Raw genomic sequence first — 22157 nt, forward strand, 5'->3', positions numbered from 1 at the left:
ATCACTTGAGGTAGTACACGTTCGGATCGGTCCCTTCCTTCTCCTTGAGCTGGAACGCGCGGGAGGAAGCGGCCAGTTCGTTCACCTCGCTGTCGTCGTCCTCGAGGTCGCCCATGTAGCGGGCGTCGCCGACGCAGGTCTCGACGCAGGCCGGCTCCTCGCCGCGCTCCAAGCGGTGGTGACAGAAGTTACACTTCCGGACGTTGCCGATCGGCGACTCGCCGTCTTCGCGCGGGCCGCGATCCATCCCGTACTCGGGACTGGTCACCTCGCCGTTCTCCGCGAACTCGCCGTCGTAGTTCTCCCCGAAGTCGAAGTAGCGCGCGTCGTACGGACAGGCGACCATGCAGTACCGACAGCCGATACAGCGGTCGTAGTCGATGTTGACGACGCCGTTGTCCATCTTGTAGGTCGCGCTGACCGGACACACCTGTACGCAGGGCGGTTTCTCACACTGCATGCACGGCCGGGGGACGTTCGTCCGGGTGACGTTCGGGTATTCGCCCTTCTCGCGCTCCATGACGACATTGTACGAGACGCCCGGCGGCGTCCGATTCTCGGCCTTACACGCGACCGTACACGACTCGCAACCGATGCACTTCTGGAGGTCGATGACCATTCCCCACGTCCGCTCGTCGTCCGCATCGGCCGCGTCGGCGTCTCCGTCGTCCGTACCACCCTCCGACAGCCCCGCCGCGACGCTGGCCATCGAACCCACCGCGCAGCCGAGCGATGCCGCGGTCTCCTCGGCGATCGCTCCGGTGGCGGAATCGACTGCGGGGTTCGGCGTCTCGCGGTAGTCGTCGCCGAACTCCGCCGCGGCGGCGTCGTCGTACCGCTCCCAGAAGGCCTCGCTCGAGAGCTCGCCGCGGCTGACGCGACGCGCGTCCGCGGCCATCTCGAGGCCCAGGTCGGTCCGGTACGTCGTTTTCGCGAGCTCTTCCTCGGGATCCGTCTTCTCGACGTCGAGCATCTCGTCGGCCGACGACTGCGCGGACGAGTCCGGCACGGACGGCTGGGGCTCGTCTGCGCTCATCGCGACTCACCGGGGGACGCCCGTGACGCGTTCGGCTGGTTCGAGATCATACAGATAGTAAAAGGAGCCCCGGGGGACTGAGCGTTCTACCGATACTCTTGGGGCCGGTTTCGCCCCGGTTGTCCCCGGATGAACCGACTACCGATACTGTTGGGGTCCGCAACTCCATCCTCGCCGGGAAATGTCGGAAAGGTCGTATTGATCGCGTTTTCAGACCATCTATACGCTATTTCCTACGGGATAGGAATCCAACCAGTTCATATGTCCCGAGCGGTGCAACCGCTACCTATGCTTGGGAACCCGGTGGTATTGCCGACCGCTCGGCGGGAACGGGGGCGAGGCCGAGCGCAAGCGCGAGCGCGAGGGAACGACTGGAGGTGGGGGCAATGAGCGTGGTCCTCGCCAGTTCGATCCTGCTTCGGCTCGCTGGAACCGGGTACTCGCTCGTGTTGCTGTATCGCAGCGGTGACCACCGGTTCGCGTTCCTGACCGTGATGCTCGGGCTGATGGCATCGCGGCAGGCCTGGACGTTCGCAACCGCCGGCACGACCGGGCTCGAGGAACTCCCCGGGCTCGTCGTGAGCGGATTGGCGGTGGCGACGGTCCACTATCTCGCGGCGTACGTCGAGGAGGAGAACCGCATCAAAAGCGAGTTGTCGAGCGCGAACGAGCAACTGCGACGCTTCAGGAAAGCCGTCGAACACGCCGGGCACGCGATCTTTCTGACCGACGCCGACGGGACGATCGAGTACGCGAACCCGGCGACGGAGGACGTAACGGGCTACGCACCGGCGGAAGCCGTCGGAGAGACGCCCCGCCTGTGGAAATCGGGCGAACACGACGAGGCGTTCTACGCGGAGCTGTGGGAGACCATTACCGACGGCGACGTCTGGGACGGCGAGATCGTCAACCGACGGAAAAACGGCGACCTGTGCTGGGTCGACATGACGATCGCGCCGATCACCGACGAGACCGGGGCGGTCGACGGCTTCGTCGCCGTCGACACCGACGTCACCGAGCGCAAGGAGCGTGAACTACAAATCCGGGAACAACACGCCGAACTCGAGGTGTTGAACACGACCAACGAGGTCATCCGCGACGTCAACCGGGAACTGCTTCAGGCGGATTCGAAAGCCGAAGTCGAGGCGGTCGCCTGCGAGCGATTCGCGAGCGCCGGCCCCTACGAATCGGCCTGGTTCGCTACCCGGAACGCCGTCACGGACACCGTTCGCGCACAGACCAGCGCCGGAATCGACGCGGACACGCTGTCGGGAATCGTCGACGCCGTCAACGACACCGGCCACGAGACGGTCGTCGATCGGGCCCTCGAGACCGAGACGACCCACGCCGTTCGGACCTGCGGCGAACAACGACCAGCATGTGAACGAAAGGTCTGTGAGTGCCACTCCTACGGCGGCGCGGCTGCAACGGTCGCCATTCCACTGTCCTACCGCGACGCCCACTACGGTGCCCTCGTCCTCCACGCGAGCGACGCCGGGACGCCAGACGTGATCGACGGCGAGATCCTGGACGAACTCGGCGAGACGATCGCGTACGCCATTACTGCGGTCGAGAGCCAGCGGTCGCTGGTGGCCGACCGCGTCACCGAATTGACGTTCGAAGTGGATCCCACCGACGCACCGCTCCCGTCACTAGCAGCGGCGCTCGAGTGCGACCTCGAACTCGAGCAGATCACGGCGACCGACGACGGAGACGGGGACCTCGTCGCGTTCGTCACCCTCCGCGAGACGACCCTCGAGGCCGTTCGCGAGTACGTCGACGCGGTCGACGACATAGGCCCGGTCGAACTGGTTCGGGAGGGCGACTCGCTGCTGGTCCGACTCGCGGTATCGGACGCGTCGATCATCGCGACCCTCGCCGATTACGGCGCCGTCGTTCGATCGGTCACCGCCGACGCGGACGGCGGGCGGGTCGTCGCCGACCTCGCCGAGACGGGGGCCGTCCGGAGCGTCGTCGACGCCGTCGCCGAGACGCACTCGGGGGTAACCCTCGTCGGCCAACGCGAGCGTGACCGGCCGCCGGAGACGCACGGGCAGTTCCGGTCGGCGGTCGACGAACGCGTCACCGGTCGCCAACTCGAGGCGCTCCGGCTGGCTCACTTCGGCGGCTTCTTCGAGTGGCCCCGGGAGTCCAGCGGCGACGACCTCGCCGAGCGCATGGGCGTCTGTCAGTCGACGTACCTCCAGCACCTCCGGGCCGCCCAGCGGAAGGTCTTCGAGGCGTTTTTCGACGCCGATCGCGCGACGGACTCGAGAGCGCCCGCCGGAAGGTCGGCCGATCCCACGACACAGTTCGGACGATCGTAGGAACGCGCCGTCTCGACGCCTCGGTATTCTCGTCTCGTCGTGGTACGCTCGTTCTGCGTCCGGTTTTGCCGAACCCGACGCCACGGTCCGTGTCGCGCTCTCGAGGCCGCTCGGGTGACTCGAGCACCGGACACTAACGTCGTTCCGTCCGGAACACACTGTGTTTTCATAGTATTGGGAATTTCGGGAAATACTTTAGTCGTTACCGTGCCAATGATTACGCATGAGCGACACGTTCGTCGTCGTCGGCGGTGACGCCGCGGGAATGAGCGCAGCGAGCAAGGCGAAACGCGAGGACCCGGACCTGGACGTGATCGTGTTCGAGAAGGGCGAGTGGGTTTCCTACGCAGCCTGCGGGATGCCCTACTACGTCAAGGGCGACGTCGACGAGTTGGACGATCTCGTGACCGTGACGCCCGAGGAGTTCCGTGAGAAACGGGATATCGACCTGCGAACGAATGCCGAGGTCGTCGACATCGATCGCGAGGCGAAGACCGTGACGGTCGAGACGCGCGAGGGAACCGAGGAGCAGCCCTACGACGACCTTCTCGTCGCGACCGGCGCCAGCGCGATCGAACCGCCGTTCGACGGGTTCGAACTCGAGGGCGTGTTCACCATCCACGACATGGGCGAGGCCGACGCCATCGAGGACGACGTTTCCGAGCGCGACCTCGAGACCGCCGCGATCGTCGGCGGTGGGTACGTCGGCATCGAGATGGCCGAGGCGCTGGCGGCCCGCGGGTTCGACGTTCACCTCTACGAGATGCTCCCACACGTCCTCCAGCCGTTCGGCGAGGCCGTGGCCGAAATCGTCGAGGACCACCTTCGCGAACAGGGCGTCGAGCTACACCTCGAGACGGCCGTTTCCGGATTCGTCGGCGACGGGCGGATCGAGGCCGTCGAACTCGAGGACGAGACCGTTCCCGCGGACGTCGCGATCGTCGGCGTCGGCGTGACGCCGAACACCGATCTCGCCGAGCGCGCGGGCATCGAACTCGGGCCGACCGGCGCGATCGCGACCGACCAGTACGGTCGAACGAACGACGAGCACGTCTACGCGGCGGGCGATTGCGCGGAGGCGACCAACGTCGTGACCGGCGAACCCGACCACGTCCCGCTGGCGCTGACCGCTAACCGCGCGGGTCGGGCGATCGGCCAGACCGTCACCGGCGATCCCACGCCGACCGGCGGCACCGCGGGCACCGCGATCGTGAAGGCGTTCGACCTCGGGGCCGCACGCACGGGGATCGTCGACGAAGGCCGGGCCCGCGAAGCGGGCTTCGATCCCGTCTCAGTCACGATTTCGGCGTCGACCCGCGCCCACTACTACCCCGACGGCGCGGAGCTTACGGTCACGCTGGTCGCCGATCGAGAGAGCGGGAAACTGCTCGGCGGTACCGTCGTTGGTCGTGACGGAGCGAAGCGGATCGATACGGTCGCGACGGCGCTGACTGCCGGCATGACCGTCGCGGAACTGCAGAACGCGGACCTGGCGTACGCCCCGCCCTTTAGTCCCGTCTGGGATCCGATTCTGACCGCGGCGAAGGTGCTCAACGGAAAACTCGAGTGAGACGCGATACCCACCATGACCGACGACTCCAGTAAACTCGAAACCTACGTCGCCGACCACCGCGAGGAACTGATCGACCTCGCACTCGACCTGCTGGCGGTCGACACAGCGAATCCGCCCGGCGATACACGAGAGATCGTCTCGCTGCTCGAAGAGTACCTGTCACCGCTTCCGGTCGGCGTCGACCGGTTCGCCGTCGATCCGGCGAAGCCGAACCTGCTCGTGACGGTACCGGGTGCTAGCGATGGAACTCGGACGCTGTTGTACAACGGCCACCTCGATACGGTTCCGTTCGACGCTGACGCGTGGACGTTCGATCCGCTCGGAGAACGAGTCGATGACCGGGTCTACGGGCGCGGCGCAACGGACATGAAGGGTGCGGTCGCCTCGATGCTGTTCGCGATCCGCGCGTTCGCAGCGACAGCGACTGAACCGCCCGTCGACCTCGCATTTGCGTTCGTCAGCGACGAGGAGGTCGGCGGCGACGCAGGGCTCCCCGCGTTGCTCGAGGCCGATAGACTCGCTGCCGACGCCTGCGTCATCGGCGAGCCGACCTGCGAGAACGACCGCCACTCGGTGACGGTCGCCGATCGCGGCAGCATTTGGCTGACCCTCGAGGCGACGGGCGAGGCTGTACACGGCTCGCGGCCCGTGCTCGGCGAGAACGCCATCGATCGGCTCTATGGGGCGGTCGCGACGCTGCGGGAGCGATTCGGAACGCGGCGACTCGAACTCGATCCCGCGATCGAGCCGATCCTCGACGAATCAGTCGCGTTCTACGAGCCGACGATGGGTGCCGAGACCGCCCGCGAACTGTTCGCGACGCCGACGATCAATCTCGGCGTCCTCGAGGGGGGCGAGGCGATCAATAGCGTCCCGCGGACAGCCCGCGCGGAGATCGATATCCGAGTAACCGCGAACGTGCAGACGCCCGACCTCCTCTCGGAGATCCGGGAGTGCGTCGCCGACTGCGACGGGATCACGGTCGCCGACGTCTCCTGGAGCGTCGGCACCGCCGAACCGATCGAGAGTCCGCTCGTCGAGGCCGTGGCCTCGAGCGCCGAAGCGACGACCGGCGAACGGGTGTACCGCCGAAGTGCGACCGGCGGCGGTGACGCGAAGAAGCTTCGAAACGCCGGGATTCCGACCGTCGAGTTCGCGCTCGGAACGGACACCGTCCACGCGGTCGACGAGTACACGACCGTCGACGCACTCGTGGGGAACGCAACGATATACGCACGCCTCCCTGAACGATGGGTGGCCGCAGTCGACAGGACGGTGGCGTCGGGATAGCTCCCTGGCGGTCGGAATTCGAGAAACGCTTAACTCGACTGTGTGCGTACTTGTGGGCATGGAACACAATATTGGTTCGACGGATCGAAACGTTCGCGCGGTCGGCGGTGCGGTCCTGGCCGTCCTCGGCATCGCGATTCTCATCGGCGCACTCGAGTTCGGAACGGCGGCGGGTGCCGTCGCGCTGTTGATCGGGGCCGTCCTCCTCGGGACGGCGCTGACGCGAACCTGTCTCGCGTACCGACTTCTGGGCGTCGATACGTGCGAGACCGCGTAGCAGTCGTTGACTACACGATTTCATTATTCAGCGAGTTAGTCGCCCGAAAAGGGGCAGCGTCCACGATATCGCATCGATCTACAGCTAGCGGTCGGAAGTCTCGTCGATCGCCGTGACGAAGTCCTCGAATCGTTGCGATCCGATGAGAATTGTGTGTCCGTTCGTTCGATCCAGACGCTTCGATCGCCGCTGACGTTGTACGCGAATCACGCCACGCTGCAATTCTCTACGCGGCACTCACAGATCGCAGATCGGACTCGGCACTTATCGCTTCGAGTCGGTAACCCCAAGCACACCGGCGATCCGTCTCGCGAAGCCCGCTTCGACGACGACCGTGACGAGAATGACGAGAAAGACCGTACCGAGCAGTAAATGCGCCCCCGACGGATCCGATGGAGGTGCCTCCGTCTGCAGTCGGACGGCGAACAGCGTCGCGACCGACGCCGGAATAATCCCGCGCGGACCGACAAAGCTCATGAACAACCGTTCGCTCGTCGTGAAGCCGACCCCGACCGTCGAGACGAAAACGGCCAGCGGACGGATCACGGCCATCAGGACCGCGACGACGGCGAGCCCGGCGATTCCCAGCGCGAGGAGTTCCGCGAACTCGAGCAGCGCCGCCAGCGTGATGAAGACGAACGAGAGCACGAGCAACGTCACATCCTGCATGAACTGCAGGATCCCCTCCTGATGGGGTAGTTCGAGGGTTCCGAGGGTAAATCCCGCAGTGGCGGCGGCTACGATCCCGGCCTCCGAGAACACCGAGTCAGCGGCAGCAAACGCGATGACGGCACCGGCCAGCGCGAGCAGTCGAGCCGTCCGCGGCGCGGTCTCCGACGGGTGTTCGACCTGCGTAAGGAGGTACCAAACGACCCCGGCGACCACCGATCCGATGATCACCCCTATCGCGAGACGCTGGACGAAGAGCCACACGTACTCGCCCGGTGCGAGCTGTCGGGCTGTCATGGCCTTGAAGAGGACGACAGCCAGCACCGCGGCCGTGACGTCGTTGACGATCCCTTCGACTTCGAGCGTCGTCGCGACCTCCTGGCGAACGGGAACCACCGCGAGAATCGGCGCGACGACCGTCGGTCCGGTGGCGACCAGCAGCGCGCCGATGAGAAACGCGATATCCCAACTCGCACCCAGTAACAGGCGCACGGTCAGCGCCGTCCCGACGAACGCGATGACCGCTCCGACCGTGATCATCCGGCTGACCGCCTTCGACGTCTTCCAGATGGCCCCGTACTCGAGGCGAAACGTGCCTTCGAAGATGATGATGGCGACGCTCACGCCGACGATGGTCGAGAGCGTATCGCCGGCGACGTCGGGCGGTATCAGCCCGAGGCCCTCGGGACCGATGGCGACGCCCATGAGAAGTAGAAACAACACGCTCGGCACCCGGTACTTCGCGGCGAGAAACTGCGCCGTCACACCGAGGCCGACGATGGCCGCAATGAGGGCGACGGCGTCGAGGCTGACGTGAATGGACACCGGTTATCGACCTCCAAGAGAGGACGTATGGCTATCCGTGCACCGCGCACTCAACGAGCGACGGCTCCACGGGTAGTTCTCGACCCGTACGACCGACATGCGACGTGCTCCCACATCCAGTCACAAATATCCGCAGACTCAGCGACAACCGACCGCTATCGAGTATTGCCCAGTGTCGGTTCGAGAACCGTTCGGAACCACTACGGTCCGTCACGGGCGTTCTCCGGATCGAATGGGTAGGTAGCCCGGATCGGAGCTGTCGACCCATTTGGAACGGAGAGAACCGCCGCACTGCGTAGAGAGGGTGCGTTCAGCGCGATCACGGGTACAAACGGGTGTCGAGCCAACGGTCGATATCGCACGATTCAGTCGCCAGAGGGTCTAAGGTGGTGACTTGAGACCGTATCACTCGAGCGGCTCGGCGTCGGGGAACTGATAGCTCCCATCGAGAATCTCCTCGCGCGGACCGTAGAGCCGGACCACGTAGAACCACTCCGCTGGCGTGTAGAGGAAGTTCGGTTCATCGGGGTCACCGCCGAAATGGATCGTGACACTCCCGTCATCGTTCGGCTCTGCAGTCACGTTGTTGAACGAGTACGCGTCGTACTCGTTCTCCTCGAGAAACCCGTCGCTGTTGTAGACGGTGACCGACCAGAATCCGTCGACGGGGACGTCCTGGACGGTGAACGTGTGTGGCGTGTCACCGTCGTTCTGGTCGGGAATCCGTTGCAAATAGATCGTTTCTGGCTCCGGAACGCCGCCCGGTGTCACACTACCGAGCAAGTACTTCACGGGGTTGACCTCCCCGACGTCGCCAATCGCGCCGCTGAAGTCCTCCATCGTTTTCATGACGGTGACGAGCGCGTCGAAGAGTTCGTCGTGTGCTTGACGATCCCAGTTGGGAATCTCGAACGCGCCGGCTGAGTTCTGTCTCACTGCGAGTTCGTCCTGTAATTCATTGACAGTTGCTACGTCGTCCGGATCGTTCGGGTCGACGAACGTGCGGACGATGACCCACACGTACCGCGTCCCGACCCCGTCCTGGGTCAACGTGTACTCGCCGGAATCCTGGTACGCCTCTTTCACGTACGCGTCCTCATCCATGACAACCATCGACTGGTGACGATCACCGGTGTCCGGCTTGGTAATGGTGACCGGCTCGGTCAAGTCGAAGACGCCGATCGAATAGATCGTGTCGCGATTGGGCAAGGCCGCGATCCGCACCTCGGGGCCGACTATCGTCGGGAAATGATAAAATTCGCCGAACCCGCCTTGTTCGACGATGTTCTCCATCATTAGATGTATCTGTGACCGTGGGAAGTTCTCCCATGTGACCGGAACTGACTCGTCAGCTGCTGACGTCTCGGTTTCAGCCTCCTGGGTGTTCGCCTCCGAGGAGTTTCGGCTGGCAGTGGCACTGCCACCACCCAGCGCGAGCATTCCGGCAAGGCCCGCCCCGCGAAGTGCGTTTCGGCGTGTTGCCCGCAGCAGTTCGGAACTCGATTCTGGCGTCGTGTGATTTGTCTCGTTGCTCATGGCTCATGCCTCTCTGAGTGGCCCACAGCAGCAGTTGTTACCGACTCACGCGCTCGTACTCCAGTATCCCATATAATACAGTGACGATACTCGAGAAGGGTTTCATGACATGATGACCGTAATAGATAGCTGACCATATCTGAATTCTTGATCAGCTCTCTGTACCTGTAGTGAGCGATCATACAGATCAACTCGTGCTGCATTTGCGCGCTGTAGTCAGCACGGTCGCTACGATCTGCCATCGATTGAGGGCTTCAACAAGGCCGTTCCGTTGTGTTCGGCCTGGCGTTGGAGTTTCGTCGCTTCAGTATCCCCGCCCACGGAACCCAGCCCCGCCGTGTCCTTGTGCTCCTGACGGCGCCGCTTCTCGCGTGCCCCGTCAGCCGTCGCCGCGCGCGGCCTCGAACGCCCCGATTGCGCGATCGCGGTACTCGCCGAGCTCGACGATGGGAGCGGGGTAGTCGGGCGCAATAGCGGCGCGTGTCTCGTCGTCCAGCGTGGGCCACTCGTGGATAGCGTCGGTCGGTGCATCCCGGAGTTCGGGGACGTGTTCCCTGACGTACTCGCCGTCTGGGTCGTACTCCTCGGCCTGTGTTGTGGGGTCGAGGACGCGGAAATCCGGCTGGGCGTTCGCTCCCGTCGAGGCGGCCCACTGCCAGCCGCCGGCGGCGTGGGCGGTGTCGTGGTCCACGAGCTTTCGGCGATACCAGTCGTACCCCTCGCGCCAGTCTATCAGCAGATCCTTCGTGAGGAACGAGGCGGCCACCATCCGGACGCGATTGTGAACCCACGCCTCGGCGCGCAACTGCCGCATCCCGGCGTCGACGAGCGGATATCCCGTCTCGCCGTCCTTCCACGCCCGAAGTCCCTCGGGATCGTCGCGCCACCGGATTTCGTCCGGGTACTCGCGGTAGTTCTCGGTAACGACGTCGGGACGCGCGTCGAGGACGTGCGCGTAGAACTCCCGCCAGGCGAGCCGTCGCCGGAACGCCTCGACCGACTCCCGGGCGTCCCCGTTGCTGGCGGCGGCTGCCGCGTCCTCGGTGGCTTGCCAGACCGTCCGGACGCCGATTGTCCCGAACTTCAGGTGCGGCGAGAGGCGCGAGGTCGACTCCCGGGCGGGGTACTCGCGGTCGTCCCCGTAGCGGTAAATCGTGTCCTCGCGGAAGTCGTCGAGTAGGTCGTAGGCGACGTCGGTGCCCGCTGGCTGCACGTCGGCTTCGGGATCGTCGAAGCCCAGGTCGGCGAGTGACGGGAGCGCGCCGGCGGTCTCGGAGGCCTCGCCGAGCCACTCCTCGTCGAGGCTGTCGCGAGGATCGACGACGTCACCGCGAACTGGCGCGGCGACGGGGCCGGCCTTCTCCCGGTTGCGCCACTCCCGCCAGAAGTCCGAGAAGTCGGAGTGGTGGCTCCCGTCGTTCGTCGTAACCTGCTCTGGTTCGTGAAGGAGCGTGCCGCCGGACCGCTCGACGTCGACGCTGACGCCGGCGTCGGCGAGCGCCGCCGCGACCGCACGGTCGCGTTCACCCGCCAATCCGGAGTAGTCGCGGTTCCAAGTGACCGTATCGGCGTCGCAGGCCGCGGCGAGGTCGGGAAGCACCGCCCGTGGGTCGCCGCGAGCGAGGAGCAGTTCGCCGCCACGCTCGCGGTACTGCTCGCGCAACGAGTCGAGCGCATCGAGCAGGAACGCCACCACGGGCGGCGCGCCGTAGGTGAATATCGCGGGATCGTGGACGAACACCGGGAGTAGACGATCGTCGCCCGCCAGCGCCGGGTTGTCGGTCACACGAAGGTCCCGGCGGTGCCAGTGGAGTTGCAGACCGGAGTTTTGGCGGGCGCTGGCACTGCCCATCGCGAGCAGTCCGGCGAGGCCCGCCCCGCGAAGTGCGGTTCGGCGGGTTGCCCGCAGCGGTTGGGAGTCCGATACTGGTGTCTCGTGTTTTGTCTCCTTGCTCATGGCTCGTGGCGCTCCGAGTGGCCTATAGCAGCGGTTGGGGCCGACTCACACGTTCGCACTCCTGCATCCCATATAATACAGTGACGAGGCTCGAGAAGGATTTCATGACATAGTGACAGTGTTAGAAGACGAGAGTGGATCGCCGTTCTCGGCTCACGTTCACCCGTGGGAAACGCAGTCTCTTCCGGGTTGGTGATGACGTTTAGATCGGCGCGTGCACGGATCGATTCGGTCCCGCCGACATGGTCCCGTCGTGGTGAATTAGGGTCACCAGCCAGATGTCCTTGGGGCCGTAGCCCAGCTCCGAGAGATTGACCTCGAGGGCGTCGGGGTCCTCTCGGGGCCGACGCCGGTCAGGACGAGGCCACGTTCCGTCTTGACGGCGACGGCAGGTCGTGAACGTCCGAATTCTCCCATAGCGGGTGGTTGGCTCGGAAGGCCCAACGCGTTCGATATCGAGCCTCGGAACGGCATCGACCTACGCCTGCAAGTGGTTGCACTATTACCGACATCGCCGTTGATGACAATCGCATGACTGGAAATGGCGTGAGCCGACGACGAACTATACAGATCGGTGGCGGCCTCGTGGTGGTCAGCGGCGTCGGAGGTACTACGGCCGCCTCGAGCGACCACGAAACGAACGACCAGCCAACCGATACTGGCTTCCGGACTCGAGTTGCACACCTCTCACCTGACGCACCCAGCGTCGACGTCTACGTCGACGGAGAGCGGGTCCGCGAGGGCATCCCATACGGGACGGTCACCGACTACCGCGACCTCGCACCTGGCACGTACAGGATTCAGATCGTTCCCGCCGGTGACGATCCGGCCGAAGCAGTGCTCGAGGAGACCGTCGAGGCCGGCGTGGACCCCACCCTCGACGGACTCCTCGCAGTGCTCGGCGAAGTGGCCGCCGAAAACCAGCCCCTCGAGGCGCTGTTCCTCGACGACGACAACAGCCCGGTCGATCCGGGTACCGCTCGCGTTCGCGTCGTCCACGCCTCACCCGATGCGCCTGCGGTGGACGTCGTTGCCGGTGAAAACGAGGACGCGCTGTTCGAGAACGTCGCGTTCGGTGAATCCGGCTACACCGAGGTCCCGGAGGGCGAGTATCCACTCGTCATCTATCCAACGGGTGATCGAGAGACCAGCGTCTTCGAAATCGACGTTTCACTCGCCGGAGGAACCGTCTACTCCGCGTTCGCGATTGGCTACCTCGAGACGGAGGGGGCACCCGCCGATGAGCCGTTCGGGATCCTTCTCACGGAGGATGCCCTCCCGGACGAGAAAGACCACGAGAAGGACGAAAAAGAGAGAAAGGCTACGTGATACTGCCGCCTGTCTGCGGTGGAAAATTCTCGCTGGCATGGAGTAGTGAGTGTTTTCACGCAGGTACAGCCGAACGTATGAAGGCGTGACATATTCGCGCTCTGCGTTCAGCACGTCTCGCTCGATCTATCCAGTAATTGGTCGGATCGGCGTGACCGATACAGAGCATACGTTCAGCATATGACCGTCGGTAGAAGGGGCGGACGAGTCGATGTTCGATATCGCGGCGATTCAGTCGTCTAAAGCGTCAAGACCGATATCAGCGCGTTTGCCTCACTCGAGCGGCTCGGCCTCGGGGAACTGATAGCTCCCGTCGAGGATGGGCTCGCGCGGCTGGTAGAGCCGAACCGTGTAGTTCCATCCCGCTGGTGTATAGAGGAAGTTCGGCTTGTCTGGGTCACCACCGAAGTGAATCGTGATACTGCCGTCGTCGTTTGGCTCTGCGGTCGCGTTACTCACAGTATAGGCATCGTACTCGTTCTCCTCGAAGTAGAAGTCGCTGTTGTAGACGCTGATCGACCAGAACCCGTCGACGGGGACGTCCTCGACGGTAAGTGTGTGTGGCGTCGTGCCGTCATTCTGGGCGGGAGTCCGTTGAAGAACGAACGCTTCTGATGGGTTCGGAACGCCGGTCCACCCTGCCGTACTGGCGATGAAATGCTTCACTGGGTCGACCTCATCGACGTCGCCATACGCGCCCGAGTAGTCGTCAAATGTGAGTCCAACCGTTACGAGCGCGTCGGTGAGTTGTTCGTGTGATCGCAGATCCCAGTTGGGTATCTCGAACGTGCCAGCCGACGATTGCTCCGCGTCGGTCTCGTCTTGGAGTTGCCGGGCTTGTTCCAGATCGTCTGGATCGGTCGGGTCGACGAACGCACGAATCACGACGCCAGCATACCGGGTGCCGACGAGCTCTTGGGTTATCGTGTACTCGCCGGGGTCGGTGGCGAACATCTTCACGTACTGGTCCTCGTTCTGGACGTTCATCGACCGGTATCGGTCACCGCTGTTTGGGAGCGTGATGGTGACCGGCTCGGTCAGATCGAAGACACCGAACGAGGCGAGCACGTCCCGGTCCTCCCCGATAGCAACCTGCTCTTCGATGGGAGAGACATTTCTGCGATGGTAGAACTGTCCGAACCCGCCAGCGTCGACGATTGACTGGAACACGACATGACAGTTGGCGCGCGGGTAGTTCTCCCACGTTACTGGGACTGTCTCGTCACTTTCTAACGGCTCGTTCTGGTCCTCTAAGGCGTTAGGCCTCGGGGGATCCGTCTGGGCAGTGGCACTGCCACCACCCAGCGCGAGCAGTCCGGCGAGGCCCGCCCCGCGAAGTGCGGTTCGCCGGGTTGCTTGAAGCGGTTTGGAGTCCGGTTCTGGCGTCGTGTGGTGTGTTTCGTTGCTCATGGCTCATGCCACTCTGAGTGGCCCACAGCAGCGATTAGGACCGACTCAGACGTTCACACTCCTGCATCCCATATAATACAGTGACGAGATTCGAGAACAATTTCACGGCACGATGATAGTGGTAGATGGATAAACATCTCTGAGTTCTCGATTGTCTATCTGTACGTATAGTGGGCGATCACGGGCCGTAGTTCGTGCCCCATTCGCGCCTCCTATTCAGCACGGCTCTGTCAACACTACCGGTGTTTGATAGAAGCAACGGCGGTAGGCGCGCATGCGTTCCGTAGCGACTCGCACCCTCCTTCGCGGGATCGGGGTATAATGTCGGTGGAACGCGTGTCGACCGACGGTTGCATGAGTACAGTGAGCGAACTCGTGATCCTCGTCTTCGTCGCGATCACCGTCAACATCTCGTCGGCTGACTCGAGATGCTACGGTGCTCGAGAGGCGGTTTCCGCACGTCCTTCGATCGGGTTCGTGGGGGTGCGAGCGCACAGCTCGTCTCATCGGTCTCCGACGAGCCGCCGCAGTCGGTCACGTCCCGGTTATTTGACGGGCAAACGCGTGAGGCTACTTCATGACCCCGGACGAGCCTCCTTCGAACGGGGATACGTCTATATCCGAGGTAGTACAGACGAGGGTACAGTACTGGGCGCCGGCGATCGCCGCGAGTCTGACGACGTTCGTTCTGGTCGTCAATGCGTCGCTGATGAACGTGGCGATCCCCACGATGGTGGCGGAGTTCGATACTACGGTCACCGTGATCCAGGGGGCCGTTTCGCTCTACTCGCTGGTGATCGCGGCGCTGATTCTGCCAGCCGGTACGCTGCCGTCTCGGCACAGTACGAGGCGTGTAATGGCGGTCGCCCTGATCGTCTACGCCGGCGGGACGCTGGTGGCGTCGATTAGCTGGAACACGACGATCCTCTATCTCGGCTGGTCGCTCATCGAGGGTGCCGCGGCTGCCGTGTTATTTCCCCTGACGTTCACTGTGTTGACGGTCAGCTACGAAGACGACGATCGGGCGAAGGCGTTCGGACTGTTGGCCGGCGTGCACGGAGTCGGATCGACGCTCGGACCGATTATCGGTGGCGCCCTAACTACCTACGCGAGTTGGCGGTGGGGGTTTTCGCTCCAAATCGTCGGTGTGGGTGTTATTCTCTTCTTCGTCCGATACGTGACTCCGAAGCCGCTGTCTGAAACGCGCAGTTCGCTGGACAAAGGCGGGACAGTGCTGTCCGTCGTCGGTGCAACGTCGCTCGTCACCGGATTCCTTCTTACCGGGAAGTACGGGTGGGTAGTCGAACGGCGGCCGTTCGTCGTCGGCGAGCTGCAGTTCAATCCGTTCGGGACGTCGCCGGCGATCTGGTTTCTCGGGATCGGACTGCTCGCGTTCGCCGCGTTCGTTCAGTACGAACGTCGAATGGAACGCGCCGGGACGTCGCCGCTCGTTCCGTTGCACGTACTGGCGAACCGTCCCTTCTTAGCCGGTATCATTACGTACAACATTCGCTCGATAGTCTCGGCCGGCTTCATGTTCATCTTCCCGGTCTATCTCCAGGCGGTACTCGGATACTCCGCCTTCGAAACCGGGCTCGCGTTGTTACCATATTCGATCGCGTCGATCCTCTTTGCGACGGTGACGACCAGTTGGCGGAAGTACATCTCGCCGAAGACGCTCGTCCAACTCGGCATCGTGTGTATGGGCTCCGGACTGGTGGTACTGTACGAGCAGACGGGCCCCGGGCAGACGATCGGCACGATGCTCGTTCCGGTTGCGATTTACGGAGCCGGTGTCGGACTCATCGTGGCTCAGATCGGCAATATGACGATGTCGGCCGTCCCGACCGCGGACTCCCCCGAGGCGTCCGGCGTGCTGAACGTGAGCAGTTCGATCGGATTTTCCCTGGGGACGGCGGTCGTCGGCTCGTTCTTTCTCGGACGGTTCTACGGGAGCGTCGTCGACGGTGTACTGCGAGCGGAACACGTGACCGCTTCGACGGAGCAACGAAACGAGCTAGTGCTCGCTCTCGAGGACGCAGCCGAGACGGCGACCGAAGCTACGCAGCAACAGTTCCTGAACGGACTCACCCCGTCGCAGCGACGGTTGCTCGAGGGGATCTTCGAGGCTGCGATGTTCGACGCGCAACGGGCGACGCTGCTGCTCCTCGTACTGTTCGTGCTGCTCTTGCTCGTCGCATCGACATTCTTGCCGCGCCAGATCCCGGAGGCCGACGAACGACCCGACCGCCCCGACTCACCCCGAAGTTCGACGCGCGAAACGTCCGAACCGGCCGCGGAGGACTGAACGAAAAGTCGCTTTCCGCGGTTACCGGAACCGTCTCGTCACCTTCCGGCGTCTTTCGTCGGGGCCGGCGAGCAGCGGCACCGTCGATGCCCGTCGCGAACGCGTAGGCGACGCCCGCTCCGGGACCGGCGGTACGCCGCGTCACCCGTAGCGGTTCCGAGTCCGACTCCGTCGTGGTGTGGCGCGGCGCCGTACTCACAGCGGCTGTCCCTCCGAGTGTCCCGCAGCAGCGATCGGGTCGACGCAGACGACCGAACGCCCACGTTACAGACAGACCGCTATCCGACTCTCCTTCCCACTCCACTCACTGCGTTTCACCACCGACCGAATCGTTCGCTCGCTCCGGGCGCACCAGTATTTCATAGTATTCCCAAGACTATTGTGTTCTAGGGCCGTAGCGTAACGTATGCAACCGAGTACGCCGATGACCCCGACCGAACTCAGGGCGGATATCCCCGCGCTACAGGAGGGAACCTATCTCAACTTCGGCGCACACGGGCCGAGTCCCAAGTACGTCGTCGACGCCGCCGACGAGTTCGTCCGCACACACGAGTACGAGTCGCCGGTGGCGGACGATCCATACGAGACGGCGTTTCGCGCCTTCGACCGCACTCGAGCGGCGGTCGCGTCGTTCGTCGGCGCCGAGCCGGACGAGATCGCGCTCACCGAGAGCACGACCGCCGGGATCAACGCCGTCGCCACCGCGATCGACTGGCAACCCGGCGACGTCGTCGTCCGGACGGATCTCGAGCATCCGGCCGGCACGCTCCCGTGGCAGCGCCTCCAGCGGGAGGGCGTCGAGGTTCGCGTCGTCGAGACGACGGGCGGCCGGATCGACCTCGAGCGGTTCGCCGAGGCCGTCGCGGACGCCAGGCTCGCCTGTTTCAGCGCGGTGACGTGGACCCACGGGACGCAACTCCCGGTGGCGGAGCTGGTCGAGATCGCCCACGAGCACGACGCGTTCGCGCTCGTCGACGCCGTGCAGGTGCCCGGACAGCTACCGATGGACGTTCGAGCGTGGGGCGCCGATGCGGTCGCCGCTGCCGGCCACAAATGGCTCCTCGGGCTGTGGGGCAGCGGCTTCCTCTACGTCGACCGCGACGCCGCCGCCGGCCTCGAGCCGCGGACGGTCGGCTACCGGAGCGTCGAGACGCCGACGGCGGACCCGTTCGAGTACGCCGCCGGCGCGCGCCGATTCGAAGTCGGGTCGGCGAACCCGGCGCCGCACGTCGCGCTCCGGGAAGCGATCGACGCGATCGGCGACGTCGGGATCGACCGGATCGAGGACCGCGTCCGCCGACTGGCCGGGCGGCTGGCGGACGGCGTTCCCGACGGGCGACTCCTGAGTCCGTCGGAGCCGGAATCCGGACTGGTAACGATCGATGTCGACGACCCGGCGGCGACGGTCGAACGCCTCACCGCCGACGGGATCGTCGTTCGTGCGCTCCCGCGACCGAACGCCGTTCGCGCGTCCGTCCACGCGGTCAATACCGCCGGGGACGTCGATCGACTGCTCGAGGGGCTGGAGCGCGAGTGGTAGAACGAAAGCGGCCGAGCGGGACTCACTCGATTCGAACGTCGAGTCGGGTCGGACACGACCCGATACGGGTCGTTTCCGGCGAGTACTCGATCACGCCGAACGAATCGATCATCGGGAGGTGAACGTGGTGAAGCGAACACGCCACGCGGGCGACGGTCTCGTCGTCGACCGCGTCCGCGCCGCGTTCGCGGGCGGCGATTCCGGACGCGAGTTCGGTCAGTTCGATGGGCGGCTCCTGTCCCGAGAGGATGTCGATCGTCATTCTGCGTCGGTCGCTCCCGAGCAGCCGACACCAATCGCTCTCGGTCGGTTCGTTCGCGCCGGCGGATTCGCGTGTAGGGGAACTCATCTGGAAGCCGTATCCGTTACTCAGAATTCGGTCGTCCGTAAGGACACAGTAAAACCACTTCGGGTCGACACGGTGAGGTGGTCGCCCGTGCTGCAGTACGGAGCCGCCCTATCGGCCTTGAATTGGCAGTGAACCGGCGGGCCACGGACTGACCTCCGCCGGCGGAGGCTTGACAACCGTGCGGCCCCACTCTCGTTCTAATGGCCGGGCAATCCTTGACCGACAGTCTTCGGGAGACCCTCGCTCTCTTCGACGGCTCGGGAACGCCGCGGACGACCGCGGAGCTCGCTGACGACCTCGAGATCGGTCGCCGGAGCACCTACGAGCGCCTCGAGCGACTCGTCGAGCGCGGCGAACTCGAGACCAAACGCGTCGGCGCGAGCGCCCGCGTGTGGTGGCGCCCGCGGTCGTCGGCCGAGACACCCGATTCCGCGTCCGACGCGGAAACCCGGTCGAGTCGGGACCGGTCCGGGTCGATCGTCGATGGGCTCGAGCGGTTCGCGATCTGTCTGCTCGATCCGAACGGCCGCGTCCGCACTTGGAACGCGGGCGCCGAGCGAATCACGGGCTCCGCGACCGGCGACGCGCTGGGCGAACACGTCTCGACGTTCTACACCGCAGCGGACCGGCAGGCGACAGGACCCGAAGCGGCGCTCGAAACCGCCGCGGACGCGGGAGCGGTCGAAACGGACCGGTGGCGCGTTCGAGGGGACGGTTCGACGGACCGGGCAGCTGGCATCGTCGAGGCGATCCGCGACGGCAGTGGCAACCTCGATGGGTTCGCGGCGGTCCTGCGAGACGCGGCCGAGCAGCAGGAGACGACGCCCCGCGAGACGGCGGATCGACTCCGCCGCCAGCGCGAGCAACTCGAGGCGCTCAACACCCTCAACGACGTCGTTCGAGAGATTATCGACGCGATTACCCAACGGTCGACCCGAGGAGAGATCGAGCGGGTCGTCTGCGAGCACCTGGCCGCGACGGAGTCGTACCTCTTCGCCTGGATCGGGGACGTCGACGTCACCTCCCAGACCGTGGTCGGGCGGACGGAAGCCGGCGTCGAGGGCTACCTCGACGGGATCTCGATTTCCGTCGACCCGGACGACGAACGGAGCAACGGTCCGACCGGGAGAGCGATTCTGGAACGCGAGATCCAGACCACGCAGGACATCCGCGCCGACGACAGGCACGACCCCTGGCGAAGCCACATCGAGAAGTACGGCTTCCGATCGTCGGCCGCGATCCCGATCGTCCACGAGGAGACCGTCTACGGCGTGTTGAACGTCTACGCCGAGCGACCCAGAGCGTTCGAGGGTCGCGAGCGAGACGTGATTAGTCAACTCGGCGAGGTTGTCGGGCACGCCATCGCGGCGGCCGAACGCAAGCGAGCGCTGATGAGCGACACCGTCGTCGAGCTCCAGTTTCGAATCCGGGACGTCTTCGCCGCACTCGACGTCGACACGCCGACGACCGGCACCATCACGCTCGATCACGTGGTTTCCATCGAGGACGACGAGTACCTCGTCTACGGGAACGTCACCGCGGACGCGGTCGACGGACTCGAGTCGCTCGTCGAAACGCTCCCACACTGGGTGAGCGTGACGTACCGGACCGGCGGCGACGAGCGGGGATTCGAGCTTCGCCTCTCCGAGCCACCGGTCCTGTCGACGGTCGCGTCGCTCGGTGGCTCCGTCGAGACAGCCGTCATCGAGGACGGCGACTACCTGATGACGCTTCACGCGGCGCCGGGGGCGGACGTCCGACAGGTCGTCGACACCGTGCAAGAAGCGTACCACAATGCGAAGCTGCTGAAGCAACGCCAACTCCGGATCGACACGCCCGAACGGGTCCGCGACGTGCTCGAGGCGGATCTCACCGACCGTCAGCGGGCGGCGCTCGAGGCGACGTACCACGCGGGCTACTACGAGTGGCCGCGGGACGCGTCCGGCGAGGACGTCGCCGAGTCGCTGGACATCGCCCCGCCGACGTTCAACCAGCACCTTCGAAAGGCGCAGCGAAAGGTGTTCGACTCGCTGTTGTCGAGCCCCGGCCGGCCGGCGGAGTAACGCGCCGAAGGTGCGATAGTTACGCTCGATAGCGTCACACGCTCGCGTCCGCCGTCGTCCGTCCGACCCGTTCGGCGCGGCGCTTGATCCCGCGGAGCATCTTCCGCTCCATGACGAAATGGGCCGGCTCCCAGACGCAGTAGTCGATCGCCGTACGGAGGAGCGTCGTCTGCGGTCCGATCGACGACCGCTCCGGGTTCGACCGCGTGCGGGCGAACAGCCGCGTCCGCCCCTCGCCGCTCGGCTCGAGCACGAACGCCCACGTCCACGCCGGCGACTCGCCGGGCGGCCTGAGGACGAGCGCTCGTCCGGGATCGAGCCGCGCGACTTCCGGCGCGGATTCGGGCGAGGAGACGGGATAGTCCTCGGGTGCCAACCTGACCACGTCGCCCTCCTCGAGGTCCTGGTACTCCGGGACGATCCGTTCGACGTTGTGAATGTCGGCGCCGACGGCCCGCTCGATCCAGTCGTAGCTGTAGAAGCCGCCGCGATCCTGTCCGATCTGGACGAGCCACGGCCAGATCGCCTCGGCGGGGGCGTCGATCTCGATCGCGTGGGTGACCTGATCCGTTGCGTCCGGGAGGAGATCGTCTCCCGGGAGCGGACCTCGCGCTTCGGCCACCGTCACGCCCCACCGACGATGCCAGGGGCGAATCGCGAAGTGGTACGCGCCCGCGACGAGGAACGCGAGCGCAGCGACGATCCGTTTGCCGGCTCCGTTCGGACGGTCTCGGTTTCCGCCTTCGATCCCTGTCGCCGCCGAGTCCGTGCTCGCTCGAGCCGCCGCGTCGGCCCGAATGCGCTCGAGCGCACGCGACATCAGGTAGCCCGCGAACGGACCGATGACTCGCCAGTATCGTCGGAACCGTCTGCGCGCGCGGTCGTCGGTCGTCGCCGTGCGCGCCTCGTAGGACACCAGCGTCCGCCCCTCGCCGTACGGCCGGACGGACAGGCTAATCGCGAGCTTCGCGTACCCCGGTTCGTCGAACGACGCGAACGCGTCCGCATCGACCCGTCGCCACTCGATCGCCGGCCGCCAGAACTTCCCGACCGCACCGAAGACGAACTCCTCGCCCGGCGCCGCCTCGAGCAGCGTCCACTCGTCGGTCTCCGGAACGTCGGCGAACCGCAGCCGCTCGGGCGGCGACGCGCCGGTGGTCCCGCGGAACCGACGAGCCGTTGCCGTCGGGAGGGTTCGCAACCAGCCGAGCGCTCGAACGATCGGCCCGGTATCCAGCAGATCGGCGGTCAGCATCGCCGCGTAGGTCGTTTCGGGGTCGGCCTCGACGACCGCGTGTCGAATCGCCGTGACGTCGTACTCGGGCAGGTACCGGTCGATCAGCATCGACGAATCGGGAGCGGACGATGCGCCGCCGGTGAACGTATGGCGTCTCATGGTTCCGTCCTCCGTCACACTCCACCGAGCGGGGACGTAAATCGATGCCCGGCGGTCGTCCCGCACCCGCTCGAGAACGCGCCCGAAAAGCGCCGACTCCGAGCCCGTTATCGAGATTGACACCGAACGGAGGCGCTCGAGGACGAGTCCGAGGCGACGGAACTCGAGGTCGGGCCGAACAACTGCGCGGCCCGTCTCGCCGAGACGGAGCGGAAGTGCCCCGCGCAGTTCTGACGGTCCTATCGACCGGAGCGTTTTCATCGCTTTGCGGC

At 65.0% G+C, this 22157-nt stretch carries 15 protein-coding genes; 8 read left to right on the forward strand and 7 right to left on the reverse strand.

The window, feature by feature from the left end; all coding sequences use genetic code 11:
- Position 1 precedes the first annotated feature (1 nt).
- The gene (locus ATJ93_RS18860) at positions 2-1036 is read right to left on the reverse strand and encodes a 4Fe-4S dicluster domain-containing protein (RefSeq protein WP_120246209.1); all 1035 of its coding nucleotides are present in this window, start codon (positions 1034-1036) and stop codon (positions 2-4) included.
- Positions 1037-1422: 386 nt separating this feature from the next.
- Between ATJ93_RS18860 and ATJ93_RS18865 the strand changes: the two genes are divergently transcribed.
- The 4 genes from ATJ93_RS18865 (at position 1423) to ATJ93_RS18880 (ending at position 6503) form a co-directional block, all read left to right on the forward strand.
- Complete coding sequence (locus ATJ93_RS18865; RefSeq protein ID WP_120246210.1) at positions 1423-3363, forward strand: bacterio-opsin activator domain-containing protein; 1941 nt, start codon at positions 1423-1425, stop codon at positions 3361-3363.
- Between the two features lie 223 nt (positions 3364-3586).
- Positions 3587-4933 carry an FAD-dependent oxidoreductase gene (locus tag ATJ93_RS18870; protein WP_120246211.1) on the forward strand — a complete coding sequence of 449 codons (1347 nt, stop codon included), beginning with the start codon at positions 3587-3589 and terminating at the stop codon, positions 4931-4933.
- A 15-nt stretch (positions 4934-4948) separates the two neighbouring features.
- A complete protein-coding gene (locus tag ATJ93_RS18875) occupies positions 4949-6226 on the forward strand; it encodes a M20 family metallopeptidase (protein WP_120246212.1) in 1278 nt (425 codons plus the stop codon).
- Between the two features lie 58 nt (positions 6227-6284).
- The gene (locus ATJ93_RS18880) at positions 6285-6503 is read left to right on the forward strand and encodes a YgaP family membrane protein (protein WP_120246213.1); all 219 of its coding nucleotides are present in this window, start codon (positions 6285-6287) and stop codon (positions 6501-6503) included.
- A 264-nt stretch (positions 6504-6767) separates the two neighbouring features.
- Here ATJ93_RS18880 and ATJ93_RS18885 read toward each other — a convergent pair whose 3' ends face one another.
- The 3 genes from ATJ93_RS18885 to ATJ93_RS18895 form a co-directional block, all read right to left on the reverse strand.
- The gene (locus tag ATJ93_RS18885; RefSeq protein WP_120246214.1) at positions 6768-7997 is read right to left on the reverse strand and encodes a cation:proton antiporter; all 1230 of its coding nucleotides are present in this window, start codon (positions 7995-7997) and stop codon (positions 6768-6770) included.
- Positions 7998-8402: 405 nt separating this feature from the next.
- On the reverse strand, positions 8403-9533 hold the full coding sequence (locus ATJ93_RS18890) for a DUF1214 domain-containing protein (RefSeq protein WP_245977695.1): 1131 nt from the start codon (positions 9531-9533) through the stop codon (positions 8403-8405).
- A gap of 379 nt (positions 9534-9912) precedes the next feature.
- Complete coding sequence (locus tag ATJ93_RS18895) at positions 9913-11352, reverse strand: cryptochrome/photolyase family protein (RefSeq protein ID WP_120246504.1); 1440 nt, start codon at positions 11350-11352, stop codon at positions 9913-9915.
- Positions 11353-12021: 669 nt separating this feature from the next.
- Between ATJ93_RS18895 and ATJ93_RS18900 the strand changes: the two genes are divergently transcribed.
- Positions 12022-12819 carry a DUF4397 domain-containing protein gene (locus ATJ93_RS18900; protein WP_120246216.1) on the forward strand — a complete coding sequence of 266 codons (798 nt, stop codon included), beginning with the start codon at positions 12022-12024 and terminating at the stop codon, positions 12817-12819.
- A 273-nt stretch (positions 12820-13092) separates the two neighbouring features.
- Here ATJ93_RS18900 and ATJ93_RS18905 read toward each other — a convergent pair whose 3' ends face one another.
- Entirely contained in the window at positions 13093-14229 is a 1137-nt protein-coding gene (locus tag ATJ93_RS18905; protein WP_120246217.1) for a DUF1214 domain-containing protein, read from the reverse strand.
- A 577-nt stretch (positions 14230-14806) separates the two neighbouring features.
- On the opposite strand from ATJ93_RS18905, the gene ATJ93_RS18910 reads away from it, so the two are divergent.
- Entirely contained in the window at positions 14807-16537 is a 1731-nt protein-coding gene (locus ATJ93_RS18910) for an MFS transporter (protein WP_120246218.1), read from the forward strand.
- Positions 16538-16943: 406 nt separating this feature from the next.
- Entirely contained in the window at positions 16944-18077 is a 1134-nt protein-coding gene (locus tag ATJ93_RS18915; protein ID WP_120246219.1) for an aminotransferase class V-fold PLP-dependent enzyme, read from the forward strand.
- A gap of 22 nt (positions 18078-18099) precedes the next feature.
- Here the strand turns inward: ATJ93_RS18915 and ATJ93_RS18920 are convergent, their stop codons facing one another.
- Positions 18100-18426, reverse strand: coding sequence for a DUF7344 domain-containing protein (locus ATJ93_RS18920; protein ID WP_120246220.1), 327 nt, complete (start codon positions 18424-18426; stop codon positions 18100-18102).
- A 200-nt stretch (positions 18427-18626) separates the two neighbouring features.
- Between ATJ93_RS18920 and ATJ93_RS18925 the strand changes: the two genes are divergently transcribed.
- Positions 18627-20489: a bacterio-opsin activator domain-containing protein gene (locus tag ATJ93_RS18925; RefSeq protein ID WP_120246221.1), complete on the forward strand. Its 1863-nt coding sequence runs from the start codon at positions 18627-18629 to the stop codon at positions 20487-20489.
- 34 nt (positions 20490-20523) lie between these two features.
- Here the strand turns inward: ATJ93_RS18925 and ATJ93_RS23950 are convergent, their stop codons facing one another.
- Positions 20524-21885: an SRPBCC family protein gene (locus ATJ93_RS23950; protein ID WP_211334094.1), complete on the reverse strand. Its 1362-nt coding sequence runs from the start codon at positions 21883-21885 to the stop codon at positions 20524-20526.
- Between the last annotated feature and the right edge of the window lie 272 nt (positions 21886-22157).

Source organism: Halopiger aswanensis (genome assembly GCF_003610195.1).
GTDB classification, from domain to species: Archaea; Halobacteriota; Halobacteria; order Halobacteriales; family Natrialbaceae; genus Halopiger; species Halopiger aswanensis.